24 protein-coding genes are annotated in these 25,432 nt (G+C 65.1%); 12 read left to right on the top strand and 12 right to left on the bottom strand.

Features of this window, described 5'->3' with window-relative positions:
• Positions 1 to 7 precede the first annotated feature (7 nt).
• The 4 genes from ACSBM8_RS00400 to ACSBM8_RS00385 all read right to left on the bottom strand — a co-directional run bounded on the left by ACSBM8_RS00400 (position 8) and on the right by ACSBM8_RS00385 (position 2,397).
• Entirely contained in the window at positions 8 to 271 is a 264-nt protein-coding gene (locus ACSBM8_RS00400; RefSeq protein WP_442679701.1) for a DksA/TraR family C4-type zinc finger protein, read from the bottom strand.
• 78 nt (positions 272 to 349) lie between these two features.
• On the bottom strand, positions 350 to 757 hold the full coding sequence (locus tag ACSBM8_RS00395; protein ID WP_442679700.1) for a hypothetical protein: 408 nt from the start codon (positions 755 to 757) through the stop codon (positions 350 to 352).
• 72 nt (positions 758 to 829) lie between these two features.
• Positions 830 to 1,027: a hypothetical protein gene (locus tag ACSBM8_RS00390; RefSeq protein WP_442679699.1), complete on the bottom strand. Its 198-nt coding sequence runs from the start codon at positions 1,025 to 1,027 to the stop codon at positions 830 to 832.
• A gap of 74 nt (positions 1,028 to 1,101) precedes the next feature.
• A complete protein-coding gene (locus ACSBM8_RS00385) occupies positions 1,102 to 2,397 on the bottom strand; it encodes an Nramp family divalent metal transporter (protein WP_442679698.1) in 1,296 nt (431 codons plus the stop codon).
• A 164-nt stretch (positions 2,398 to 2,561) separates the two neighbouring features.
• On the opposite strand from ACSBM8_RS00385, the gene ACSBM8_RS00380 reads away from it, so the two are divergent.
• Complete coding sequence (locus ACSBM8_RS00380; RefSeq protein ID WP_442679697.1) at positions 2,562 to 2,963, top strand: hypothetical protein; 402 nt, start codon at positions 2,562 to 2,564, stop codon at positions 2,961 to 2,963.
• A gap of 27 nt (positions 2,964 to 2,990) precedes the next feature.
• The gene (locus ACSBM8_RS00375) at positions 2,991 to 3,968 is read left to right on the top strand and encodes a hypothetical protein (RefSeq protein WP_442679696.1); all 978 of its coding nucleotides are present in this window, start codon (positions 2,991 to 2,993) and stop codon (positions 3,966 to 3,968) included.
• Positions 3,969 to 4,017: 49 nt separating this feature from the next.
• Here ACSBM8_RS00375 and ACSBM8_RS00370 read toward each other — a convergent pair whose 3' ends face one another.
• On the bottom strand, positions 4,018 to 4,473 hold the full coding sequence (locus ACSBM8_RS00370; protein ID WP_442679695.1) for a hypothetical protein: 456 nt from the start codon (positions 4,471 to 4,473) through the stop codon (positions 4,018 to 4,020).
• Between the two features lie 36 nt (positions 4,474 to 4,509).
• Entirely contained in the window at positions 4,510 to 4,860 is a 351-nt protein-coding gene (locus ACSBM8_RS00365) for a hypothetical protein (protein ID WP_442679694.1), read from the bottom strand.
• A 195-nt stretch (positions 4,861 to 5,055) separates the two neighbouring features.
• On the opposite strand from ACSBM8_RS00365, the gene ACSBM8_RS00360 reads away from it, so the two are divergent.
• The 5 genes from ACSBM8_RS00360 to rfbD all read left to right on the top strand — a co-directional run bounded on the left by ACSBM8_RS00360 (position 5,056) and on the right by rfbD (position 9,238).
• Positions 5,056 to 5,607: a hypothetical protein gene (locus tag ACSBM8_RS00360; protein ID WP_442679693.1), complete on the top strand. Its 552-nt coding sequence runs from the start codon at positions 5,056 to 5,058 to the stop codon at positions 5,605 to 5,607.
• Complete coding sequence (locus ACSBM8_RS00355; protein ID WP_442679692.1) at positions 5,604 to 6,323, top strand: hypothetical protein; 720 nt, start codon at positions 5,604 to 5,606, stop codon at positions 6,321 to 6,323. Before ACSBM8_RS00360 ends, ACSBM8_RS00355 begins: the two co-directional genes overlap by 4 nt.
• A complete protein-coding gene (locus tag ACSBM8_RS00350; RefSeq protein ID WP_442679691.1) occupies positions 6,320 to 6,736 on the top strand; it encodes a lysozyme inhibitor LprI family protein in 417 nt (138 codons plus the stop codon). Before ACSBM8_RS00355 ends, ACSBM8_RS00350 begins: the two co-directional genes overlap by 4 nt.
• Before the next feature lie 47 nt (positions 6,737 to 6,783).
• Complete coding sequence (locus tag ACSBM8_RS00345) at positions 6,784 to 8,169, top strand: RNB domain-containing ribonuclease (protein WP_442679690.1); 1,386 nt, start codon at positions 6,784 to 6,786, stop codon at positions 8,167 to 8,169.
• Between the two features lie 178 nt (positions 8,170 to 8,347).
• Entirely contained in the window at positions 8,348 to 9,238 is an 891-nt protein-coding gene (gene rfbD / locus ACSBM8_RS00340) for a dTDP-4-dehydrorhamnose reductase (RefSeq protein WP_442679689.1), read from the top strand.
• Positions 9,239 to 9,524: 286 nt separating this feature from the next.
• Here rfbD and ACSBM8_RS00335 read toward each other — a convergent pair whose 3' ends face one another.
• From ACSBM8_RS00335 to ACSBM8_RS00310, 6 genes are all read right to left on the bottom strand, one after another.
• Positions 9,525 to 11,066: a DUF4139 domain-containing protein gene (locus ACSBM8_RS00335; protein WP_442679688.1), complete on the bottom strand. Its 1,542-nt coding sequence runs from the start codon at positions 11,064 to 11,066 to the stop codon at positions 9,525 to 9,527.
• Positions 11,066 to 12,481 (bottom strand): DUF4139 domain-containing protein, encoded by a 1,416-nt coding sequence (locus tag ACSBM8_RS00330; protein WP_442679687.1) that lies wholly within the window; start codon positions 12,479 to 12,481, stop codon positions 11,066 to 11,068. Before ACSBM8_RS00330 ends, ACSBM8_RS00335 begins: the two co-directional genes overlap by 1 nt.
• 67 nt (positions 12,482 to 12,548) lie before the next feature.
• A complete protein-coding gene (locus ACSBM8_RS00325) occupies positions 12,549 to 15,062 on the bottom strand; it encodes an ABC transporter permease (RefSeq protein WP_442679686.1) in 2,514 nt (837 codons plus the stop codon).
• Positions 15,063 to 15,072: 10 nt separating this feature from the next.
• On the bottom strand, positions 15,073 to 17,223 hold the full coding sequence (locus ACSBM8_RS00320) for an FtsX-like permease family protein (protein WP_442679685.1): 2,151 nt from the start codon (positions 17,221 to 17,223) through the stop codon (positions 15,073 to 15,075).
• Between the two features lie 105 nt (positions 17,224 to 17,328).
• Positions 17,329 to 18,009: an ABC transporter ATP-binding protein gene (locus ACSBM8_RS00315; protein WP_442679684.1), complete on the bottom strand. Its 681-nt coding sequence runs from the start codon at positions 18,007 to 18,009 to the stop codon at positions 17,329 to 17,331.
• A 56-nt stretch (positions 18,010 to 18,065) separates the two neighbouring features.
• The gene (locus ACSBM8_RS00310; RefSeq protein WP_442679683.1) at positions 18,066 to 19,367 is read right to left on the bottom strand and encodes an efflux RND transporter periplasmic adaptor subunit; all 1,302 of its coding nucleotides are present in this window, start codon (positions 19,365 to 19,367) and stop codon (positions 18,066 to 18,068) included.
• 255 nt (positions 19,368 to 19,622) lie between these two features.
• Between ACSBM8_RS00310 and ACSBM8_RS00305 the strand changes: the two genes are divergently transcribed.
• The 5 genes from ACSBM8_RS00305 (at position 19,623) to ACSBM8_RS00285 (ending at position 25,429) form a co-directional block, all read left to right on the top strand.
• Positions 19,623 to 21,029, top strand: a complete 1,407-nt coding sequence (locus ACSBM8_RS00305; protein ID WP_442679682.1) for a sigma-54-dependent transcriptional regulator — start codon at positions 19,623 to 19,625, stop codon at positions 21,027 to 21,029.
• The gene (locus tag ACSBM8_RS00300; RefSeq protein WP_442679681.1) at positions 21,019 to 22,353 is read left to right on the top strand and encodes a sensor histidine kinase; all 1,335 of its coding nucleotides are present in this window, start codon (positions 21,019 to 21,021) and stop codon (positions 22,351 to 22,353) included. Before ACSBM8_RS00305 ends, ACSBM8_RS00300 begins: the two co-directional genes overlap by 11 nt.
• Before the next feature lie 78 nt (positions 22,354 to 22,431).
• Positions 22,432 to 23,943 carry a sensor histidine kinase gene (locus ACSBM8_RS00295; protein WP_442679680.1) on the top strand — a complete coding sequence of 504 codons (1,512 nt, stop codon included), beginning with the start codon at positions 22,432 to 22,434 and terminating at the stop codon, positions 23,941 to 23,943.
• A complete protein-coding gene (locus tag ACSBM8_RS00290; RefSeq protein ID WP_442679679.1) occupies positions 23,940 to 24,386 on the top strand; it encodes a response regulator in 447 nt (148 codons plus the stop codon). Before ACSBM8_RS00295 ends, ACSBM8_RS00290 begins: the two co-directional genes overlap by 4 nt.
• Entirely contained in the window at positions 24,386 to 25,429 is a 1,044-nt protein-coding gene (locus ACSBM8_RS00285; RefSeq protein WP_442679678.1) for a sensor histidine kinase, read from the top strand. Before ACSBM8_RS00290 ends, ACSBM8_RS00285 begins: the two co-directional genes overlap by 1 nt.
• The last annotated feature ends 3 nt before the right edge of the window (positions 25,430 to 25,432 follow it).

The raw sequence follows: 25,432 nt of genomic DNA, 5'->3' as shown, positions 1-25,432 counted from the left end.
GATCGCCTCAGCGCAGCTGGCTATCCTTGCTGCCGCGCCGGTTGATCACGGAAAAATGGGTGTCGCGGTCGCGGCCGGACTGGCATTGCACGCAGGTCCGCACCCCTGGCAGCGCGCGGCGCCGCCCTTCCGGAATGTCCTCGCCGCAGAAGGCACAATAGTCCGCGCTTTCGCCCGCCGGGATACGCGCTCGGGCGCTCAGCACGGCGTCCAGCACCGTGTCGTCAATCTGATCCTGCACCGCGCCATCCCGCGTCCAACCACCGGCCATCGTCTTCCGATCTCCTGTAACTACCTACAGGATATAGGAATTCCTTGCGGCCGTGCCAACCGCACGGGGCGGGCGCGGTTAGGACTTGGGCTTGGTATAGGGCACAAACTGACCCAGGCCGACCCAGCCATGTTCGAACCGCGTGCCCTGATCCAGCAGGCGGACGGTATCGATCTGGCACAGCCGATCGCTGCCCCACAGCTTGGTCACCAGGATGTCGTCGCGGCGCAGCGAACTCGCACCGCTGGTCGGGCGGTTCACATAGAGCGTGCCGCCGTCCTGATAGACGATCGCCGTGCCGTCATAGATCTGGCTCGATTCCGCGTTGCGCAGCGTGATGCAGTCCACCGGCGTACCGGCGACACGCCCTTTCAGCGCCTCGGCAAGTTTGGCCTCGCCGCTTTCCGACATCCGTGAGACCGCCGATGCCGGCACGGCCGCGCCGATCAGGGCGAGGGCCGGTAAAATGGTGAGATAGCGTTTCATATACCCATCTTTCCCAATTTTAAGGCCGTGCCGCGCACGGCCTGGCCACCCCGATGAACGGGGCGCCACAGCTTAATTTTGGGGGGCGGGCGGTTTCTTCAAGAGCCCTCCGGCCCATTCGATCTCACCGGCGTCGGGGGCCGGCTGATCTTGCGTTACGCCGGCAATATTCGGGGTGGCACCATCGGCGTTCGTGGACGCCTCCTCCGCTGATGTGCCCTGCACGCCGCCGACGTCGTCCGTCACGGCATCATCGGGTTCGCCCGCCATGATCCATCTCCTTTATCCTATTACCGGCATAACGCGCGGACACGCCCGCCGGGCGCAACGCGCCAGCCAGGCGCTCACTGCCAGGTGACGAACAGGCCCACTGCGGCGGCGGCCATCACGGCCGTCGCCAGCCAACCGATCGCGCGCAGGATCGGCGGCAGGCGGAAATCGCCCATCACGGCGCGATTGCTGGACATCAGCATCATCAGTACCATCACCGGTGCCGCGACGACGCCGTTGATCACCGCGCTCCAGAACAGGGCCTTGATCGGATCGATCGGGCTGAAATTCAGCAGTACGCCCAGCAATGTCGCCACCGCGATGCAGGCATAGAAAGCCTTGGCTCGCATCGGCTTGCGCGCCAGCCCGACATGCCAGCCGAACGTTTCGCCCAGCGCATAAGCCGACGATCCCGCCAGCACCGGAAGTGCCAGCATGCCGGTGCCGACAATCCCCAGCGCGAAGACGAAGAAGGCGAACTTCCCCGCAATCGGCCGCAACGCCTCCGCCGCCTGCGCCGACGTCTGGATGTCGGTCACACCATTGGCGTGCAGCGTCGCCGCCGCGGTAAGGATGATGAACAGGGCAACCAGATTGGACAGGCCCATGCCGATATAGGTGTCGACGCGGATCCGCCCGAATTCCGCCGGCGCCTGTTCCGGCGCACGCGACAGCGGCTTGGCATGCGGGCGCTCGCGTATCTCTTCCACTTCCTCTTCCGCCTGCCAGAAGAAGAGATAGGGGCTGATGGTGGTGCCGAGGATGGCGACCACCGCCGTCAGATAGGCACCGGATCGCGTGATATTCGGCACGAACAGGTTGGCGGCCACCGTTTCCCACGGAATGTCGACGATCAGCGCCACCGCCACATAAGCGAATAGCGACACGGTCAGCCATTTCAGGACCGAGACATAGCGGGAGTAGCGGGAGAAGACTTCCAGCAGCACCGTGATCAGCGCAAAGCCCGCAACATATAGCAAGGCCGGCCCACCGATCAGCAGCTGCAGCCCCGCACCCATCGCGCCGAGATCGGCGCCTAGATTGATGATGTTGGCGACGACCACCAGCAGGACGATCGCGTAACCGATCCCGCGCGGATAATGATGCTTCAGATTGCCGGCGATGCCGCGCCCGGTCACCCGCCCGATCCGCGCGCTGATCTCCTGGATCGCGCACATCAGCGGCCAGCTGAACAGCATCACCCAACTCATCCGATAGCCGAATTGCGCGCCAACCTGGGAATAGGTGGCGATGCCGCTGGGATCGTCGTCCGAGGCCCCGGTGATCAGGCCGGGGCCCAGCACTTTCAGCAGCTTCGGCCGCTCGGGCTGTTTGACGTCCTCGTGCGGGATCGGCGCTGCTGGTTCCATGAACAGCACTCATCCGTCAGCCCAACGACTTTGTCCATCGCCGAAACCTATAGGTTTCACATGACCTAAACTATTCGAACGACTTAATCTTCGGATGTCGGGCGTCGTCGGCGCGTTGCCGCACGAGGATGCGTTGCGTACACGTCATGCTTAAGGGGATCAGCGTGCGACGGTTCAACTTCAGCGGCAAAGGCCTGGCGATCTTTGCCGTGGGGCTCGTCGTGGGGCTGGGCGTAGCGCTGGCTGTGGCCCTGTGGTGGACGACGTCGCGCCCGCCATCGCCGCTGACCGCCGGCCTCCCTTCGGAATGGAAGGCCGCCTCCGCGCAATTCGACGCCCGCGTCCGCGCGCGCTTTCCGCCCGCTACGCCAATTCCGAAATTCTTGAGCGAACTGAACGCGGAAGGGTTCGAACCGACCTGGTTCGAAGCGGGCGGCGCCTATGGCCTGAAGCGCAAGGAAAGCGATTTTCCCTGCGTCATCGTCGCGCGGATCCATTGGCGGGCGGAGCAGGACGGCACCGTGTCCAACGTTCGCGGCCGCTATGGTGAGGACGGATGCCTGTGATGCAGCCTTCCGCGCAGCGATGATCGTGTGTCGGCGGAATTGGACGATCCTCCCGGACATGACGCAGCTGTCTGCCGCCACGCCTTATTGCTGGATGCCGGGCAGGGCCCGGATCTTGCCGCATGCCTTCGCATGACCGCGGCCTTTCCCAGGCCTGTGACACCGATGGGCGAGGCGTGGTTCATGGGGAGCGCGCGGACGATGTACCCGCAATTGTGCGGCGATCTCGCTGCGCTGCCCGACCACGATCTCCTGCAGCCGCTTGAGGAGATCACGTCCGGATCGAGCAGCTTCGGTCTGCGCGCCGAGTGGACGGACTGGTACCATTATCTGCTGCCGCGCGTGATGATGCGGCCGTGGGCGCCGACCTATTTTCATCCGGCCGAGCGGCTGATTTCGGCTTTCATGAGCCAGCATTCCGACTTGGACGGCGACGTACCGTATCCCGAATTTCGGATGGACGCGCTCGACAGCCTGGGCCGCTCCATCATGGCACCACATTTATGGCAGGCCGGGCCCATCGACGCGGTCGATGGCTGTGACTCAGGGGTTGGCCCAGGTGGCACGGCCGGTTGGACGTGCACCGGCAACCTCCTGTCCGCGTCGCTATTCTTCTGCGCAAAATATCTCAGCCCGACGGAGGTCGGGGCATGGTTTCGCGCGGTGGTGGCGGTCCCGGATCGCTATTGGCGGGTGCGGATCATCGCATGGCTGACCGGTGCATACCCGATCCTGACCGGTGCCATCGCGCAGCCGGCCGCGTTTCCTGAAGCGAGCGCGTTCGATGTGGCGTGGGATTGGTCGCACGCCATCAAAGGCGACGCGGCGGGACACCCGTTTCTGCCGCCGGCAAATAGCGAGGCCATCGTTCGGGTCGCGCGCGGCATGGAGGTCGAAACCTTCCTGGAGGATTTCTGGTCCGATCCGATGGCCAGCGCCTGTGCGGCGGAGCTGGCAGGATTGCCGGATCACTTCCTGCGGCTTTATCGCGACACTTCCCGTTAAGCCGGTTCGGCGCCGAACCCTAATGGACGGCGCACCGGCGCGCCCGGCACTACGCCGATCGTGCTGGCATCTTCATGTCGAACCACAGGCCGTACAGCATCAGCCCCGCGCCCAAACACCAGAATATCGTGCCCAGCATCTTCAGCTGGGCTGCGTGGCGGATGAGGAAACTGATCGGAAATCGCTGCAGATTGGCGCCATTATAGCGTTTATGGAACGCAATCTGCGCGTCCACCATGCGGTGGAACACGATGTTCATGATGTTCAGCATGGCGATCACGATCAGCGCCATCACCAGCTGCAACATCAGCGTCAGGACGGCATCGGATGGGCGGATATTCACGCTGCGCAAGCCGAAGCCCAGCGCGGCGAACAGCGCAATATCGAGCACGATCGCCGCGATCGCGGCCTTCAGCACAAAGGCCGCGCCACGCCGCGGCGCCGTCCACAGCAGGAAAACCGTCAGCCCGACCGACGCCAGCCAGGCAAGCGCATGCATTATCACGTGGAAACCGCCCCCCGCTGGACTTGATCGGCCCGGTTACCGCGTCTTGTTGGCCGACTGCTGCCACATCAGATAGCCACCGCCCGCTGCCATGACGATCCCGATCCCGATCAGGAACATGCCCAGCATATTGCCGCCGACTTCGCTATTATTGGCAGAACTGATCGCGCGCGCCGCCTCATCCGCATCCGTGGCGGTCATCGCTGTTGCGAATGCCTTTTCCTGGCATTTGGCCATCATGTCGGCGCCCTGATCCTGCATACGATCCTGGCATTGCGCCATCGTCGCCGAATCCGCTTTTGCCGGCCCGCTGCCCGACCAGATGAACCCACCGACCGCAAGTAATGCCAGACCGACGATCAACAGCAACAGCGGGTTCTTCTTCATGCTATCCCTCCAAGACATATTAACCTGCATCAACGCCCCCGCCGCGAAAAAGCACCGTATCTAACTTGCGGATGCGACAAACCGAAAGACCGGGAGCACAGTTGGCCAAAGGAGATTATGGTCGACAGCGATGTCGGTCGACTGCACATAGAAGAACCGATGGGATTATCCTTTCTGTGCAGATAGTAGCGGGCAATGATACGAATTCGTCTGCTGGCACTTCCCTTCGCGGCGCTGCTGCTGGCAACCGCCTGCATGCGCAGCTTTGGAGGACCATTGGATCCCGTCCCTGCCGCCGGGATGGAAATAGGCGCTGACCACGCCGCCCTTCTGAATAACGGGGGCCTTACCGCACGCGTGACGGGGCAATGGTCTGGCAAGGACAGCAACTCGCTGCTGATCGTCTACCATAATGGTGGGCCCGCGCCCCGTACCGTCGCGATTCACGCGCTGAAGATGACGCACCCGATCGGCGAGGCCGCGTTACGGACCGCGTTGGACACGACCGGGATCGATCTTACGGATGCGCGGACGGATAATGATCGGGCGCCCATCCTGTTTTCGCTGGACGACGCGAAGCGCGCACCGGCGATCCTTACCGTCCCGTCCGGAGCGTCACGCACCGTCGATGCCGGACTCACCAGCTTCGCCAACGACGGCTTTGTCCGCCCCGGCGACAGGATTGTCGCGACGATCCCGCTTGGCGACCGCGCCGCGCGCCTAACCTTTATCGCCCGGACGCCATGACCGCGTACAAACCGCTCTTCCGTGGCAGGCTCTCCGCCCTCCGGTTCTTACCGCCCTGGCTGCAGGCGATCCTGCTCGTGCTGATCTGCCTGCCCCTGATGGCGTTGCTCCTGGCGGCGTGGATCGGCCTGGTGCTGCTGCTCAATCGCGATCCGGCCAACACCGTGTCCGCGGATGCCGCGCTGAACCTGCTGCTGGTCGTGCTGGTCGCGCTCGTCGGCCTGCCCGTGATGCATCGCGGCCAGTATCGGATGTTCTGGGCAGCGCAGCGCAAGCGCGGGGCAAGCGCGCGCATTGCGGAGGACACCGCTACGGCCGACACCCCGCCGCCGCCCGCGATCGCCTGGTCGCCAGCGCTTCGGATCCGCCATGCCGTGATGTATCTGGTCGCAATCCTCCTGTTGATCGGCACCTTCGCGCCCTATCGCCACCAGGCGATGATCGGTCATTTCCTCGACCGGTTCAGCGCCGGATCGGCCTCGCGCGGCAGCCTTGCGAGCCTGGTGTTCGATTATTTGCCGCTCCTCCTCTTCTGCGGCCTGGCCGCCCTGCTGACCTATCGCCAGCTGCAGCGCCGCGACGCCGGACAGCTCGATCCGGATCAGGCGCTGGAGCTGGATGCGGAGCTGAATTGGCTTTTCTCCTTCGGCGCCGCCTTTCTGATCGCGGCGTTCCTGTGCCGCTGGGCCGGCGCGATGATATTGGCGTTCCTATGATCCGCCCCACCCTTGCCGTCTTCATCCTCCTCGCCACCGCGCCCGCTTATGCGGCGCCGGCCGATCCGACCGATCGCGCGCTTCGGCAGTGTCTGGACGACCCTGCACATGCGGCCACCGCCGGACAGACGCGCTGCATCGGCGTCGCAACGCAAAGCTATGATCGCCGGCTGAACGCGGCCTATCGTACGCTGCTGCGCCGGCTTCCGCGGCCAGCGGCGGCCCAGCTGCGCGTGGCGCAGCGCCAATGGCTCGCCTTCCGTAATGCCGACATAGGTGCGCGCGGCGCTTTCTATGCGAGCCGGCAGGGAACCATGTATGTGCCGATGCAGGCACAGGGCGACATGCAGAGCGTGCGCGACCGCGCCCTCCAGCTGGAAAATGATCTGCGCGTGTTCCAGATCGACGAATAGGCCCGCCGCGCTTTGCGATCCGGGCTTTGCCCCTATAGCGGATCGCGATGAAAACTTTACGCGATCCGACCAATGCATTGTCGCGCGGGCTGGCCGCGATCCGCACTCAATATAAGGTGCCCCCGGCATTCCCCGCCCCTGTGCTGGCGGCCGCGGAGGCCGCCGCGCGCCGCGCCCCCACGGCACATGTCGATCGCACGGACCGGCCGTTCGTCACGCTCGATCCGGCCAGCTCGACCGATCTGGACCAGGCTTTTGCGATCGAGCGTAGCGGCAGCGATCTGCTGCTTCATTACGCCATCGCCGACGTCGCCTGGTTCGTCGCCGACGGCGATATGATCGATGCCGAAGCCTGGACGCGCGGCACCACGCTGTATCTGCCCGATGGCAAGGCACCGCTTTACCCGCCCGTGCTGAGCCAGGGCGCCGCCAGCCTGCTGCCCGACGGCGCTCGTCCGGCCGTGATCTTCACCGTGGCGGTCGCGCCCGACGGCGGCGTGCGCCTGGCCGGGGCCGAACGCGCCGTCATCCGCAGCCGCGCCAAGCTCGCTTATGACAGCGTGCAGGATAAAGATTTGCCGGCAGACTTCATCGAACTGGCGAACCGTATCCAGGGCGCGGAGGATCGCCGCGGCGCGTCGCGCGTCGACCCGCCGGAACAGGAAGTGTCCGCGACCGACGACGGCGATTTCCAATTGCTGTTCCGGCCACGGCTCGTGTCCGAAGATCGCAACGCCGCCTTGTCGCTGGCGACCAATCTCGCCATCGCCGACGCGTTGGAAGCGCATCATACGGGCCTTTTCCGGGTGATGGCGGCGCCGGACGCGCACGCTGTCCGCCGCCTGCGCTTCACGGCGCGCGCCTTCGGCCTGAACTGGCCGGACGACGAGGCTTTGGACGATTATCAGCGCACCCTGGATGGCAAGGACGCCCGGCAGGCCGCCTTCATGCTGGCGATCCGCCGCGCCGGGCTGGGCGCCAGTTACGCGCCCTATCAGGACGGAATCATCCCCTGGCATGCCGCCATGGCGGCAACCTACGCCCATGCGACCGCGCCGCTCCGCCGCCTGGCAGACCGCTATGTCGTGCAGGCCGCGCTGGCCATCGCCAACGGCGCGCCGGTGCCGGACGTTGTGACCCAGGCTTTCCCCAAATTGCCGCCGGTCATGGCGCGGGCGGACGCGCTGGGCAGCCAGATCGACCGCGCCGTGATCGACCTGGCCGAAGCGGTGATGCTGCGCAATTGCATCGGCAAAAGCTTCCCCGCGATCGTCACCGACGTCGACGATCGCGGCGCCCGCATTCAGCTGCGCGACGACCCCGTCGTCGCCCGCGTCGCCACGCACGACGTCGCCCCCGGCGATGCCCTCCAGGTCCGCCTGATCGCCGCAGATCCAGGTCAGCGCACGATCAGCTTCGAACGCCTGCCCTGACGGCGGAGTTAAGACGGCGGAGTTAAGTAAGCCACTGCACTATCCGGAAGTCTTGCAATCGCTCTGCGTTCTCGCTCTTACGATGCGTCCCGGGCCGCATTCCATCCATCGTTCTCGTTGCGGTCGACATGGCGAGAGACACCGTCGCGACTTTGGCGATTATTGGGGGCATCAACGTATGAGCGGAGAGAAATCGGCGCGCATTCTCGTAACCGGGGGATCGGGTCAGGTTGGGGGAGCCATTGTTCGGCTGGCGCCACCTTCGGTGGAAGTGGTTGCGCCGGGCCGCGACGAACTCGATCTCCTGTCGCCGACGGCGCTGGTCGAGATAGTCCAGTCGCGCGCGTGGACGGCGGTGGTGAATTGCGCAGCCTATACGGGCGTCGACAAAGCCGAAAGTGATGTCGTTGCCGCATGGCAGGTCAATGCATTGGCACCGGCCGCGCTCGCCGAGGCAACGCGCAAGGCAGGGATCCCGATAATCCATCTTTCCACCGATTACGTCTTCGATGGATCACAGCCCGGTTTTTACTCGGAAAGCGATCCCGTAGCGCCGATCGGCATCTATGGCGCCTCCAAGGAGGGCGGCGAGCAAGCGGTCCGCACCGCCAATCCACGACATGTCATTCTGCGCACGGCATGGGTCGTCAGTGCGACTGGACATAATTTCGTGAAAACGATGCTGCGACTTGGTTCGGAGCGCCCGGAACTGCGGGTCGTGGCCGATCAATGGGGCTGCCCTACTTCGGCCGAAGACATAGCCCAGGCTGTGCTTGCTGTCGCCACGTCGTCCAAGGACGGACCGTTTGGCACGTACCACTTCGTCAATAGCGGCGAAGCAAGCTGGCACGAGCTAGCGGAAGCCGTATTTGCGCGAGCTGCACACCATGGTCGGCCCCGCCCGTCGGTCGCCGCCATAGCGACCAGTGACTATCCAACGCCCGCTGCGCGCCCCGCCAATTCCCGGCTTTCAACTACTAAGATCGCGCACGATTACGGGATCGTCGCCCGACCATGGCAGGCCGCTGTCGAAGATATCGTCGATTCACTCATCGCGGAACGCAATTAGCAGGATCGTCAAATATAGGGCCTGCCGCGCACCATCCGCCGATGGAGCCTGACGCAACCGGCTGTAGCCCACTGTCACCCCAGCGAAGGCCCGAGTCCATTGCGGGCGTCACGAGCGATGGCCTTGCGGTGGGGGCCGTCGCGTGTGCGGGGTGTGCGGAGTGTTCGCTCTGCCCCGTCGGACCAGCGTAGGGGGAGGTCGGTGGCTGCCAGCCTGCGCTGGCATGACGGTGGAACGGGCACGCGCCGGCCTTGAAGAGTGTCTTCTACATCCTGCGCCTGGCCGATCAGCATAGCTGACCGGGGCGGCATGCGTCCGCCACCGTATAGGTCAATCCCGCACTGCCGTTTGCGGGGAGCGTGACTCGCCAGGTCTGCACGCCGTCGATCCGCTCCAGGCGTGCGCTGGTGTCGCGATAGTCCGGATCGCCGGCGTTGCCGATCGCGACCTCAAGCGGAGCGGGGAAGGGGTTGGCGTTGGTTGCGGTGATCTGCCGTTGCTTGCCCTGGATCGTCTGGCGCGCGACGATCTGCTCGCTCACGCCCGCCGCGATCCGAACGGGTTCACCTTTGGCGACGTCCCGAATGGCCCCCATGCCCAGTAACAAGCGCCGCTGACTGTCCGCCTGATACAAGGTGGTGGTCCCCGTCGGGAGAGGCACGCCCAGCCCGTCCTTCACGTCATTCTTCATGCGCAGCACGATCGCCGCGGCAGCGCTCACATCGTTGCTCCAGGACTGAAACGCGACGCGATACAATTTCTCGAAGGCAACACGTGGCTGCACCAGCAAGGCGACCTGTTTCTGCGCATTGGCGGCAACGGTTACCCGTTCGGGCACGCGATAGAGTTTCAGGTCGCCCAGATCTTCCGGTGGAGGAGGAGGTGCGGGCGGAGGGGGCGGGGGAGGCGCCGGCACGGCCATTGCTGGCGGTGCCCGAAGATCCATGCGCATCGCCGACATTTCGATCATCTCGCGGGCCGGCCGCTGATAAGGCTGGATCACCGGCAGGTCCGAGGTGGTTGTGCCACGCGGATAGCATTGCAGCCGGAGCGATTGCGCACGCATCATAAGATTCTGCACGCGCTGCTGGTTGAGCCGCCCTGCCACCACCTGCACCTGTGCATTGGGGAAGCTCTGGGCATTGGCGTTGGCCAGCGTCGTCCAGGCGAACAGGTCCAGCGTAGTGCCGCCCGGCGTCAGCGTCGCGACATAGCTGGCATTCCAATCGAACCCGCTGGCGAGATAGGACAGACGCACCGTTACCCGCCCCGCACGCGGGCTGCGCGTCGTTACGCTCAGCACCGGCTTGGCCGACAACCCGTTCGGCACGCCATCGAAGACCATCTTCTCGGGCAAGCCCGGGCAGCGCCAGGTCTCGATTCCCTGCGTGGTGCGCATGACCACGCCACCCCGGCCGCCATCGGGCACCGCGACGATCGTCGCGCTTTCCTGCGTGACCTTGCCGGTGGCGAGGTTGGTCCGCCGCACGGTCACCTGGCGGCCGAGCGTCCCGTCGATCAGCGACGCCGGCGACAGCAGCCGCGCATCGCGATTCTTCTCAACCGTGCCGCCGGGCAGGCCGATCACGATCGCGCTTGCCGGGATGATGCCGTCGGCCACGCCAATGAAACGCAGCATCGTCTCGCCGCGTGGCAGAGTGACCGTGCGCGTTTCCGTGATCAGCGCGAAACCGTCCGGCGCCGCCAGATTGATCGGTATGCGCGTGCCGCGATACGGCGCGCGATAGATGGTCAACGCCACGCGCTCCGGCGCGGGCGAAGACACCGCCGGCAGCGCGGCGGCGAGCGACACCGCCAGGCCCAGCATCAGATCCGCGTGTCGAAGGTGGCGGTCACCGTCGCGGTGCCATTGGCAGGAACCGGCACCTGCCATATTGCCGTATCCGCATCGCGCCGCTCGCTCTTCAGGCTCTGGTCGGTGATGCGCGTGTCGGTCCACCACCAAGGCACGCCGCCCTGGATCAGCGTAACCGTGACGGGACGATCCTTGGCGTTGGTCAACTCATAGCGCATCTTGGTGCGCCAGCGTGTGTCGCTCACGCGCACGCGTTCCACCACCACCGGCTTCACCTTCACGTCAAACGCGTCACCGGTGCGGATGGCCAGATCGGAACCCTGCGGCGTATGATCGATCCGATTTTCGCCCACGAATTGCGGGTCGCCGCGCGCATCGCGCATATAGACGCGTACCGTCCCCGCCGGCAGCGCATCCCCCAGCCCCCCTTTGGCGGCATTGCTGAAGCGCAACACGCTCGCCGCGCTTGCCGCCTCATCGGCGCTGCCCAGCCAATCGTTGCGATATTCGTAACCGCTCGTTGCGGCCGCGCCCTTCACGTCGAGAAAGCCGACCTGCTTGGTCTGCTTGTCGGCAATCGTCGTGCGCTCCGCCAGCGGATACAGGTAAAAATCGCCGAGCTGCTCGCGTGCCGCCGTCTCCGTGCCGGCGCGGCGGATCGGCTGGGCCTGCATGCGGCGGAAACGTCCATTGTCATCGTCGCCGCTGCCCACCTGGCCTGCAACGAGCAACGTCTTGGCGTTGATGAAGCTGGTGCCGGTCGTGTTGGTCAGCGTCACCCAGCCCTGCACGTCGATCGTACCGGCTTTCTCGTCGAACAGCGCGACATAATCTGCGCTCCAGCCAAGGCCGCCGGACAGATAGGACAAGGTTACCGGCCGTGGCCCGGCGCGGCGGCTGTCGAGGCTGACCGAAAGCGTCGGCCGCGCGCGCAGGCTTTCCGGCACGCGATCGAAGATCACGCGCACGGGTAGACCGTCGTCGCGCAGTACCTCGATATGGCCGTTAATCTGCAGCACCACGCCGCCATTCACCGCCAGCACCGTGGCGCGTTCGCGCGTCTCGACGCCGGTATGCGGGTTGGTGCGCAGCAGGGTCACCGTCTCGCCGACCGCTTTTTCCATCAGGCTGGTCGGGCTCAGAAGATCATAATCGAAATTCTGTTCGACCACGCTGGCGTCCGGCGCGCTCAGGCCCACCGTCTCCGGCCGGATCGCGGCGGACACATCCGCAAAGGGCTGGCGGGTGCGGCCGACCGGCAGCGTCATCGTCCGCACGTCCTGCACCAGCGCCAGATTGTTGGTGTAGATGGTCAGCGACAGATCGCCCTGCGCGCTGCCGCCGACGGCGGGAGGTGTTTGCGGGGCGGGCTGCGCCAGCGCCATCGACGGAACCAGCATCAGGCCGGCCAGCAATCCCACGCGCATATCGTCTCCATGTCGTCTTCAGGGGATCATGGGCCGACATCATGACGAAACCAAGGGGGCGGCGCACTTATTCGTAGCGCAAGGCCAGGATCGGATTGGCGCGCGCGACCCGGAAGGCGTGGCTGGCGATGGTCGCGATCGCGATCGCCAAAGCCAGCCCGCCCGCGAACAGGAAGGGCAACGGGTTCAGCGCAATGCGCGCATCGAAGCCGTTCAGCCAATCGCGCATCACCCACCATGCGACCGGCCACGCGATCAGATTGGCGATGAGCACCGGCCGACTGAACTGCCATATCAGCAATCGCACGATGTCACGCGTACGCGCGCCCAGCACCTTGCGGATGCCGATTTCCTTGGTGCGCCGCTCCGCCGTGAATGCCGCCAGCCCGAACAGCCCAAGGCAACCAACCACCACTGCCAGCCCCGAAAAAGCCGCGAACATGCCGGCCCGCGCCTGTTCGGCGCGATATAGCCGCCGCACGATATCGTCGGAGAAAGTCGCCTCGAACGGCACATCCGGCACGATCTGCTTCCACCTGTGCTCCAGCCGCTCGCGCACGACGTTCGGATCGACATTGGCATAACGGACGATCAGATTGTCGGGGCTGATGCGATCATATTGGAACATGATCGGTTCCAGCGGATCCCGGATCGACCGGAAGCGCGAATCCTTGACCACGCCGATGATGGTAACGGGCGTGGCGCTGTCGCTGGCGTCGCTGCCGGTCTCCGCCCGCACGACTTTGCCGATCGCCTCGGCCGGGCTGCGGAAGCCCAGCCGCTTGGTGGCGAGTTCGTTCACCACGACGTTGAAGCCGCGCCGCGTCAGCGCGGCCAGATCCGCCTCCTTGGGCGGGAAGCCCTCCAGCGTCGTGTCGTCCATCGCCCGGCCCTCCACGAAGGTCCGGCCCGCCAACAGTGGAATCTCCATCGTCCGGAAAAAGCCGGTATCCACACGATATGTGCCGATCGTCTGCGCTTCGGTCTGGCCCGGGCCTTTCGCCCCCATATTGCTGCTGTTGCGCGTACCGACGCCGATTGTGGAGCGGCCCATGGAGACGACGCCCGGCACCCGCGACAATTCATGCAGCAATGTGTTGAGTACCGGCATCACCGTGCGACGGTTGACGCTGCTGACCTGGATCAGTCCGTCGCGCTTGTAACCGGGGTCGCTCGTGCGGGCATAGACCGTCTGCGCATAGATGATGATGGTGCAAGCGATCAGCCCGATCGACACCGCGAACTGACCGACCACCAGGATGTTGCGCAATATGCCCGATCCACGCGCATCGGCTGCGGATTTGTTCGCGCGCAACACCTTGGCGGGCGGGAAGTGCGACAGGACGAAGGCGGGATAGATGCCCCCGGCCACGCCCACCACCAGCACCAGTGCCAGCGCCGGGAGCAATATGCCGTCATGCCCAATATAATGAAGCGTCAGCTGCGCATCCAGGAAGTGGTTCAGCAGCGGCAACAGCAATTCGGTCAATGCCAGGGCAAGCAGCATCGCCAGTCCGGCGACCATCACCGATTCGCCCAGGAATTGCAGGATCAGCTGCTTGCGCTGCGCCCCCAGCACCTTGCGCAGCGCTACCTCCCGCGCCCGCTGGCTGGCGCGCGCGGTGGCGAGGTTGGTGAAATTGACGCACGCCATGCCCAGGACGAGGATCGCGATGATCCCGAACGTCACCAGCGACCGACGGTCGTTGCCGGGCGTCATCGCCCCGCTCTGCGCCTTGCCCAGATGCACGTCGCGGACATTGACCAGCTTCCAGCTTTCGCCCTCCGCACGATTGGTCCGTACGCCATCCACGATATCGTCGGGGATGTTGCGCTTCGCCCAGGCGGGCAATTGGCGGTTGATCTCTTCAGCCGACGCGCCCGGGCGCAGGCGCACATAATAATAACCTGCCTGCCAGCCCCAGCTGGTCAGGAAGTCGGGAAGATCCGCCCAATAGCTATTGGGATCGTAGCGTGCCAGCACGCCCAGGCTGAGATGGGTGTTTCTTGGCAGATCCTTGATGACGCCGGTCACATGATAATCCGTGGTCTTGCCGCGGTCGACGAGTGTCAGCGTCTGCCCCATCGGATTTGCAGTGCCGAAAAGGCGTGACGCTTCCTTCTCGGTCACCACCAGCGATCCCGGCTGCGTCAGCGCGGTGCGGCTGTCGCCATGGACGAACGGCACCTTCAGGACGTCGAACAGGGAACCATCGACGAAGAAGAAATCGTCGCTGGTCGTGGCGCGCCCGTTGCGCAGCATCACGGGCCCAGCACCGCCGACATAGACGATCTCCTCGATCTGCGGGAAATCCTTCTTCAGCGTCGCGCCGGCAATATAGGCTGCGTTTTGCAGCGATAATTCGGGCTGACCGCGTCCGTCGGCCTTGTAAAAGGATTGCAGCTGATAGGCTCGGTCGCCTTCGCCCAGCCATGTGTCGTAGCTCGTCTCATAGCGCACGAAGAGCAGGATCAGCAGGCACGCCGCCATGCCGATCGCCAACCCAAAGATATTGATGAACGCATAGGTCTTGTTCTTCGCCAGGGCGCGCAGACCGACCGTCAGATAATTGCGGAACATGGGCGCGATCCTATTCGTAGCGCAGGGCGTCAATGGGTCGGGTACGCGCTACCCGCAGCGAATGGCTCGCTACCGTGGCGAGCGCGATGGCCAGCGCGAGCAGGCCGGCCAGCAGGAATGGGACAGGCGTCAGCGCGATGCGCAGATCGAATGTGTTCAGCCAGTCGCGCATCGCCCACCAGCCGATCGGCCAGGCGATGAGGTTGGCGAGCACGACCGGCTTGGAAAATTGCCAGGCGATCAGCCGTACGATGTCGATCACCTTGGCGCCCAGCACCTTGCGGATGCCGATCTCCTTGGTCCGCCGTTCGGTGGCGAAGGCCGCCAGCGCATAAAGGCCAAGGCAGGCGATCAGCACCGCCAGTCCGGAAAAGGCCGCGAACAATTCGGTGCGCCCGCGTTCGGCGGCATAAAGATCGTGCACGATGTCATCGGCGAAGCGCGCTTCGAACGGGATTTCGGGCTCGTACCGCCGCCAGACCTTGTTGAGCGCGGCCATCACCTCGCCCGGCCGCGCGCCGGCATAGCGCACCACGACCTGGCTCGTGCGCTCCGGGTCATAGCTGTAGACGATCGGATCCAGCGCATCGCGCGCGGTGCGGAAGCGCGTATCCTCAACGACACCGACGATTGTCGCCGGCGCCATCGCATCGCCGAAATTGACCTGGATCGTCTGGCCGATCGCGGCCTTGGGTGCGCGGAAGCCGAATTGCGCGGCGGCGGTGCGGTTGACGATGACGTTCACGCCCCGGCTGGCAAGCTGCGCCCCGCTCGCGTCGCCGACGCGATCGAGCGGAATCACGTCGCCCAGCGGCCGCCCCGCCAGCAGGTCCACGCCCATCGTCGGCAGAAAGCCCGCATCGATGCTGTACAGGCTCATCGTCGCATAGGCGCCGCCGTTGGGCGCGCGCGTCAGCCGTTTGGTGGTTTCCGCCGAACCCAGGCCGAGCCCGGTGCGCCCAACCACCGTCACGCCGGGAATGGCGCGCATCGCCGCGCGCGCGGCTTCATATTCGCTGCCCTGCGTAAAGCGCCAGGCATTGTCGATCTGGACCAGTCCGTCACGCCGATAGCCGGGATCGACGCGCTCGACGAACTGCGTCTGCGACCAGATCACCGCGGTGCTCGCGATCAGCCCGATCGCGATTGCGAATTGCACCACCACCAGCACCGTGCGCAGGCGCCCGCCGCCCGGCGTTTCCGCCGATCCACGGCTGGCGTGCAGCACACGCGCGGGCCGGAACCGGCTGATGACGAAGGCGGGATAGAGGCCGCTCGCCAGCCCCGCGAGCAGGAACATGCCGATCGCGGGCAGCAACAGACCGTCCCGGCCAAGATAGCCGACATGCAGATCGGCACCGATGAACCGCCCCAGCGTCGGCGTCGCCAGTTCCGCGATGGTAAGCGCGATCATCGTCGCAACCGCGGCCACCAATAGACCCTCGCCCACGAACTGAACGATCAGCTGGCGCCGCGACGCGCCGAACACCTTGCGCAGCGCGACTTCCCGCGCGCGCTGGCGTCGTTCCGGCGGCAGCGAGGTTGTGTCCCGCAGCGAGATCACGCCCAGCTTCAGGCTGGTGTTGCGCGGCAGATCCTTGATTACGCCGCTGATCCGCTTGCCACCTCTACCCGCGCCGGCGCCGAACACGATCGTCTTGCCGATCGCGTCGGTGGTGCCGACCAGGCGCACTGCATCTTTTTCGGTCAACACCACCGTCTTGGGATCGCGCAATGCGGTCCCCGCCGAGCCCTGGACGAACGGCAGCGGGAAGACCTTGAAGAAATCACGATCGACCGATGTCGCATCCAGGAAAATCGGCTGGCCATTCTGTTCGGTGACGGTTTTGCCCCACCCGACCGAGGTGATCGCTTCGATCTGCGGAAATCCGCCCGGCAGCGTGTCGTAGAGCGGATAGGCGCTTGCCTGGCTGCGGACCTCCGCCGTGCCAGGCGCGCGCACCCGCGTCTGGACCTGGAACACCCGATCGCCGTCGGCCAGCCAAGTGTCGTAACTGCGCTCGTAGCGGATATAGTTCAGGATCAGCAGGCAGCCGGCGAGGCCCAGCGCCAACCCGCCGATCGTGATCGCTGCGCGGCCGGGATGCCGCACCAGCATGCGGATCGCCATCGTCCAATAATTGCGCAGCATGCCGCCCATCACTGTTCCCCTGTTCGATAAGGGCCCCGTCCGCCCGGCCAGGCCGGAAGGGACACGGGCGGAGCCCTCACCTGCCCCTGCGCGCTGACTACGCAGGGGTGTTCCTCAGGCCGCGCGCTTTCGCTCGGCCAGCACCTGCCCATCCAGCATGTTGACGATGCGGCCCGCATAATCGGCGTGGCTGGGCGAATGCGTCACCATCACCACCGTCGTGCCTTCACGGTTCAGCGCCTGCAGCATGCGCATCACTTCCTCGCCATGCTGCGTATCCAAATTGCCGGTCGGCTCGTCCGCCAGGATCAGATCCGGGCTGCCGACCACTGCGCGCGCCACGGCGACGCGCTGCTGCTGGCCGCCCGACAATTGGCTGGGGCGATGATCGGCCCGGTGCGCGACGCCGACCTTGTCCATCACCGCGTCCACGCGTGCGCGGCGCTCGGCCGCGCCGATGCCGTGATAGAGAAGCGCAAGCTCGATATTCTCGCGCACCGAAAGCTCGTCGACCAGGTTGAAGCTCTGGAAGATGAAGCCGATGTGGCGCTTGCGGATGTCGCTCAGCTTCGCTTCGGGCAGCCCCGCCACCTCATGCTCGCCGAACCGGTACGAACCCGAAGACGGGCTGTCGAGCAGCCCCAAAATGTTCAGCAAGGTCGATTTGCCGCAGCCAGATGGGCCCATGATGGCGACGAACTCGCCATCCAATATGTCCAGGTTGATCGCGTCCAGCGCGGTCGTCTCGACCGTATCGGTACGGTAGACCCGGGAGAGATTACGCAGCGTCAGCATGTGGTGTTCCCCTCAACAGCCCGGTTCCGTTCGCGTCGAACGGCAGTCAGCGTTTGTCATTTCGAGATGTCCAGCCGGTCCTTGTCGGTAAACCCCGTATAGGGCGACGTTACCACCTTCTCGCCCGGCTCCAGCCCGTCCAGTATCTCGATAAAATCGGTGTTGCGCCGGCCCAGCCGCACCTGCCGCTTGATCGCGCTGCCACCGCCAGGCGCAACGACGAACACCCATTGGCCACCCGTATCGTTATAGAAGGCGCCGTTGGGCAGCAGCCGCGCGGGCGTCGGATCTCCGAAGGTCACCTTGGCCTGCAGCGTCTGGCCGCGCTGGATCCCCTGCGGCTCGCCGCCGAGAAACCACAGATCCGCTTCGAAGATGCCGTTCTTCACCTGCGGGAAGATTTTGGCGACCTTGAGCCGATAGGTCTTGCCGCCATAATCGACCGTCGCGATCTGACCGGGCTGCACCCGGCCGAGGTAGAATTCGTCCACCTGCGCACGCAGCTTGTTGCGGCCCGGACTATCGATCTGGCCGATCCGTTCGCCGCGGCTCATGCTTTCGCCGACCTCGATCGCGAAGGAGGATAATTGGCCGGAGACCGGCGCGCGGAGATTAAGCTGGTCCAGATTGCCCCGCGCAATGCCCAACGCCGCTTCCAGCGATCGGGCGGTCGCGCGCAGCTGGGTCAGCTGGCTGGATTGCAGCCGGCCTTGCGTCGACTGGGCGTCGCGCACCTCGCGCAGTTTCTTCTGCTGGAACAGCAGATCGTCCTTGGTGTCGCCAAACACCTTGGCCGATACGAAGCCCCGCTGCGCCAGCGGCAGTTGCAGATCGTACAGCCGCCGCGCCTTGGCCAGTTCATTTTCGGCCTGGGTGACCGCACGGGCATTTTCCGACAAGGTCTGCGACAGGCTCAGTTCCGTGACGCGCAGATTGTTCAGCTGCTGCGCGACATCGGTTTCGGATCGAAGCGTCGCCAGCTGCAGATCCGCATTGGACATGACCGCCAGCAACTGGCCCTTCTGGACGAAGGCGCCATCCTCGACGACCTTGCGCTCCACCCGCCCGCCTTCGACCGCGTCCAGATAGACGGTCAGCAGCGGGGTCACGAGCGAGCGGAGCGGCAGGAAATCGTCGAACCGGCCCTGCCGCACTTCGGATATGGTCAGCCGATCCGCCGATATCGTCTGGCGATTACCGCGCGGCGCCAGCCACCAGGCAAGCGCAAGCAACAGCACCACCGCCGCACCGACGGCGGCCATCGCCCATTTGGGAAATTTCCGCCGGACGATCACCCGGTCCATGCCGCCTGAAAATTGCGCGGTCAGGGGCTCGGATGGGATGCGAAGGACGCTCATGGGGGGCCGCTTTGCAGAGGTCGTGCCAGAAGGCGCCCACGGCAGGGATCAAGGCATGTGCGATAAAAATTGACCGCAGGCCCTTGGCCGACTGTCCGGTTTCGAACATTCCTGTCCATTGCCGGACACAAAGCAAGGCACGTTCACCTTCGCCATGGAGTGGAAAAAACCTATGCGCACAAACAGATAGGCTGGCACGTTTGTTGATAGACAGGCGGACCATCGTTAATCCCGGCGACCGGGGGGAAATGTAAAATGGCGGATAAACCCGCATTCGATCTGTGCGTGGTCGTCGATGACGATGCTGACATCCTGCTGGCGGCGCGGTTGCTGTTGCGTACGCTGTTCGCGGAGGTCGTGACGACACCTTCTCCGGCGGAGGCGCTGGACGTGATCGCCAAGCGCTCGCCCGACGTGATCCTGCTCGACGCCAATTTCATGCGCGGTGCGACGGACGGGCGCGAGGGATTCCTGTGGCTGGGCCGGATCCTGGCGCGCGATCCGGACGCGGTGGTCGTCCTGATCACCGCGCATGGCGGCGTCCAGATCGCGGTCGAGGCCATGAAACAGGGTGCGACCGATTTCGTCAGCAAGCCATGGAATAACGAACGCCTGCTCGCGACGGTGCGGACCGCCGCCGCGCTGCGCAATTCGCGTCGCGCGACCGGGCTCGAAAAAGCGAAGGCGCAGGCGATCGCCACGCCGGGCGGCGACGTGCCGCTGCTGGGGGACAGTGCCGCGATTCGGCGTGTGCTGGCGCTGATCGATCGGGCCGGGCCGACCGACGCCAATGTCCTGATCACCGGGGAGAATGGCACCGGCAAGGAACTGGTCGCGCGCGCGATCCACCGGGCGTCGCGCCGGGCGGACAAGGTGATGCTGCCCGTCGATCTGGGCGCTATCGCCGAACCGCTGATCGACAGCGAATTGTTCGGCCACCTGAAAGGCAGCTTCACCGATGCGCGGACCGACCGTATCGGCCGGATGCAGGCGGCCGACGGCGGCACCCTGTTTTTGGACGAGGTCGGCAATCTGCCGCTGCACCTCCAGCCTAAATTGCTGACCGCGCTCGAACAGCGGCAGATCACCCCGGTCGGCGCCAACAAGTCGATACCGATCGACATCCGGGTCGTCTCCGCCACCAACCTTCCGCCCGACCAGATCGAGGATCCGCGCCATTTCCGCACCGACCTTTTGTTCCGCCTGAACACGGTCGAGATTCCGCTGCCGCCGCTGCGCGAACGCGCGGAGGATGTGCCGATGCTGCTCGATCATTTCCTCGGCGTCTATGCGCGCAAATATGGCAAGCCGGCGCGGGCGCTGCCGGCGTCGGTGCTGGCCGCCTTGTCGGGCTATGACTGGCCCGGCAACGTGCGTGCTTTGCGGCACGCCGCCGAACGCGCCGTGATCCTGGCCGAAGGCGATGCCTATTCCGTGTCGGACTTTCCGCTCGCGCGCAGCGCACCCGCCATCCGCCTTGCCGCGGCGGCCACGCCCCCGCCGGCACCCGCGCCCGATCCGGGCCTGCATCTCGGCCGTGCCGAGAAACAGATGATCGAACGCGCCCTGCAGAAACATGCCTATAACATCTCGTCGGCCGCCGCCGAGCTCGGCCTGACGCGCGGCTCGCTCTATCGCCGTATGGAGAAGCATGGGCTTTGAGCAGAATTTCGCCGTTGGCTTCGGCTGGCGGTTGCTGCTTCTGCTCGCGGCGGTCGCCGGGCTGGCATTGTCGCTGTGGCAGCCCGGGCTGGCGGCGGCGCGCGTGCTGGCGGCCCTGCTCGTCGCCGGCGCGGTCTGGGGCCTGTGGCATTATATCGGTCGCACCAACCGGGAGATTGCGCGCTTCGTCGAAGGGCTGCGCTATGGCGATTTCAGCCAGGGCTTCGGTCGCACCGTCGGCGGCGGCTTCGACGAACTCGGCCAGGCGCTGGGCGATGCGATGCGTCAGCTGCGGACGGAGCGGGCCCAGGCCAGCGACGAAGCGCGCGTCCAGGCCGCGCTGGCAGACGAGGCCCCGTCCGCCTTGCTGCTGATCGACGATGCCGATCGGGTCACGCTCGCCAACAAGGCCGCGCGCAAGACCTTCTATCGCCTCGCCGGTGCGCGCGTCGACGATTTCGCGCCTTACGGCCCCGAATTGGTGGCGTTGCTGCGCGCGGGCAGCGAGGCGGGCTTTCACAAGGTCATTCCGCTGCGCGTAGACGGCGTCGTCCAGCGCGCGATGGTGTCGCGCGCGGCGCTGGATCGGCTCGGCCGCCCGCTTGCGATCGTCGCCGTCCAGCCGATCCAGCAGGAATTGTCCGCGGTCGAGTTGACCGCACAGGCCGATCTGGTGCGCGTATTGACGCACGAGATCATGAATTCGATGACGCCGGTCGTGTCGCTCGCCGAAAGCGCCGCCCGCCTGATGGGAGAGGTGGCCAAGGGAGACCCGGCGATCGACGATGCGCGCATGGCGGTGGAAACGCTGGCGCGGCGGGCGAGCGGCATCATGCATTTCGTCGAAGCCTATCGTGAATTCAGCCGCGTGCCGGTGGTCGAGCGACGGCGCTTTGCGGCGGGGCCCTGGGCCGAGGAACTGAAGCGCCTGTTCGCCGCATCCGACGCCGGGCGGATTGCGCCGCTCGATCTGCGCATCCATCCGTCCGACATCTCGATCGATGCCGATCCCGATCTGCTCGCGCAGGTCGTGATCAACCTGCTCAAAAATGGCGCCGAAGCCGCGCGCGATCACGCGCCCACGCCCCGCGTCGCCTTGACCATCGGGCTGTTGCCCGGTGGCCGCGTGATCATCACCGTCGGCGACAATGGCCCCGGTATCCCGCCCGATCTGGCGGAGGAGATATTCCTGCCCTTCTTCACCACCAAGCCGGGTGGGACGGGTGTCGGGCTGAGCCTGGGGCGGCGCATCATCGGCGCGCATGGCGGCACGATCGCGCTCGGACAGGCAGAAGCCGGCACCTGTTTCGAGATCGTTCTGTAACCGTCCACCCCAGTTCAGGACCGGCGCGGCCCAATCGCTGCTCTTGCATCACCGGGCGATCCAACTATCGGCATATTTGTGCCGAACTCGCTAAGAAAGAAGATCGTTTCGGATCGCTGGTTCAACCGGCTGGTTGTCGGCGCGTTCGCACTCGGCTTTCTTGCGCTGATGGGGGCAGGCTTTGCCGCCACCCAGGCGATCCTGCAGAATCAGGGCCAGACCCACTGGGTAAACCACACTTACCAGGTCGAACGCTCCATCTCGCGCTTCCGCGTGCTGGTGGAACGGCTGGAAGCCGCGCGGCGCGGCTATCTGTTGCGGAACGAACACGGCCTGTCGCGGACATTTACCGAGACCGCGAACCAGATCGGGCCGGCACTGGCCGAGATGCGCCGCCTGTCGGAGGACAATCCGCGCCAGCAGGCCAATATCGAGGCGATGACCGCCTTGACCGAAGCCCATATGGCGACATTGGGCCGCTCCGTCGCGCTGGTCAGCGCGGGGAAACGCGAAGAGGCCGTCGCGACCTTCAATCAGGGTTCGAGCCTGGAACTGATCCGCGCCATTCGCGCGTCGGCGGACCGGATGCTGGCCGAGGAAGATCGCCTGCTGAAGCTCCGCAATGCCGAGCAGCGTCAGAGCCTGCTCCGTTTCTTTATCATCCTCGGCGCATCGGGCGTGCTGCTGGTGGTGGTGGCGGCCAGCGCGATCTATGTCATCATCCGCTATACGAGGGACCTCACCAGTTCGCGTGACGCGCTGACCAAGATGAACGAAAATCTGGAAGGCGCGGTGCGTGAGCGCACCGGCGATCTCCAGCGTGCCAATGACGAGATCCAGCGTTTCGCCTATATCGTCAGCCACGATCTACGCTCGCCGCTCGTCAACGTCATGGGCTTCACCGCCGAGCTTGAGGCCGCCAGCAAGCGCCTGAGCGCCATGATGGACCGCGTCGACGAAGGCGCGCCCGACATTGTCGATGCCGATGATCGGCTCGCCGCGCGCGAGGATTTGCCGGAAGCGATCGGCTTCATCCGCACCTCGACCCAAAAGATGGATCGGCTGATCAACGCCATCCTGCGCCTGTCGCGCGAGGGCCGCCGCCCGATCACCCCCGAACGGCTGGACATGGATGCGCTGATGGCAAGCGTCGTCGGCACGTTGCGTCATCGCATCGACGAACTCGGTATCGAGGTGAATGTCGCGACCGGCCTCCCCGGCCTCACCAGCGATCGCCTCGCCGTCGAGCAGGTGATGGCCAATATCGTCGAGAATGCGATCAAATATCTCGATCCCGCCCGGCCCGGCCGAATCGAGATACGCGGGCAACGCAATGGCCCGCGTGCGAGCTTCGCCATTATCGACAATGGCCGCGGTATCGATCCCAAGGATCATGAACGGATTTTCGATCTGTTCCGCCGCTCCGGCAGGCAGGATCAGCCCGGCGAGGGAATCGGGCTCGCGCATACCCGCGCATTGGCCTATCGCCTGGGCGGGACAATTAGCGTGGAATCAGAATTGGGTAAGGGTGCGACATTCCGCATCAACCTGCCCATCCACTATGTGGACGATCAGAAGGCGGTGGCATGAACAATCAACAGCCGGTCAATATCATCATGATCGAAGACGATGAGGGGCATGCCCGCCTCATCGAGAAGAATATCCGTCGGGCCGGCATTTCGAACGACATCCATCATTTCACCGATGGCACGTCCGCGCTGACCTATCTGTATGAGGATGCCAACGGGCCGGCGCATAACGGGCCGGCGCTGATCCTGCTCGATCTCAACCTGCCGGACATGAGCGGCACCGACATCCTGACCCGCATCAAGGCGGAAGGCAGCCCGCTACGGCGCACCCCCGTGGTCGTGCTCACCACCACCGACGACAAGGTCGAGATCCAGCGCTGCTACGATCTCGGCTGCAACGTCTACATCACCAAGCCGGTCAATTACGAAAGCTTCGCGGACGCCATCCGCCAGCTCGGCCTGTTCCTGTCGGTGATCCAGGTACCGGACCTGCCTGAAGCCTGATGCCGCCGGCCGACGACGCCCCTCGCATTCTCTATATCGACGATGACGATGGTCTTCGGCGGCTGGTGTCGCGCGCGCTCGAACGACGCGGCTTTCGCATCGATACCGCAGCGGGCGGCGTTGAAGGCGCGGCGATGGCAGCCGACCATCCGTATGATCTGGTCGCGGTCGATCATTATATGCCGGGCCAGGACGGCCTGACGACGCTGCAGCAGCTGCGCAAGCTGCCGTCGCCGCCACCGGTCATCTACGTCACGGGGTCGGAAGAAAGCCGCGTCGCGGTCGCGGCGCTGAAAGCCGGCGCGATCGACTATGTCGTGAAGACGGTGGGCGAGGAGTTTTTCGATCTACTCGCCCGCGCGATCGATCAAGGCCTGACCCGCGTGCGGATGCAGGCCGAGAAGGAACGCGCCGAAGAGCAATTGCGCGAAAGCAATGAGCGGCTGCAGGCGATGCTGACCGAGGTCAACCATCGCGTCGCCAACAGCCTCCAGCTCGTCTCCGCCTTCGTCCATATGCAGGCGCGCAGCGTCGGCAACGAGGAAGCCAAGACCGCGCTGGCCGACACCCAGCGCCGGATCGGCGCGATCGCGCAGGTCCATCGTCGCCTCTACACCGGCGATTCGGTCAACAAGGTCGATATGGTCGAATATCTGGCGTCTTTGCTGGAAGAGATTGGCGACACCTGGTCCACTCCGGAAGCGCCGCGCGCATTGACGCTGTCGGCGGAGCCGCTCGAACTCGGCACGGACAAAGCGGTGGCCGTCGGCGTGATCGTCAACGAACTCGTCTCCAACGCCTGCAAATATGCCTATGGCGCGACCGCGACCGGCGAGGTGCGCGTGCAGCTCCGCGCCGAGGGCGACCGCTTCGTCCTGCAGGTGGAGGATGATGGCTGCGGCCTGCCGAAGGACGGTTCGATCAGAGGCACCGGCCTTGGCTCCAAACTGGTCAGCGCGATGGCGGCGACGCTCAAGGCGGTGATCGATTATGATCCGGCTCATGCCGGCGTGCGCGCGACGCTGATCGCCGCATCGGCCTGACGC

The sequence above is a fragment of the Sphingomonas sp. ASY06-1R genome, assembly GCF_052180265.1.
Taxonomy (GTDB): Bacteria; Pseudomonadota; Alphaproteobacteria; order Sphingomonadales; family Sphingomonadaceae; genus Sphingomonas_I.
This window is presented reverse-complemented; position numbering and strand designations above follow the sequence as displayed.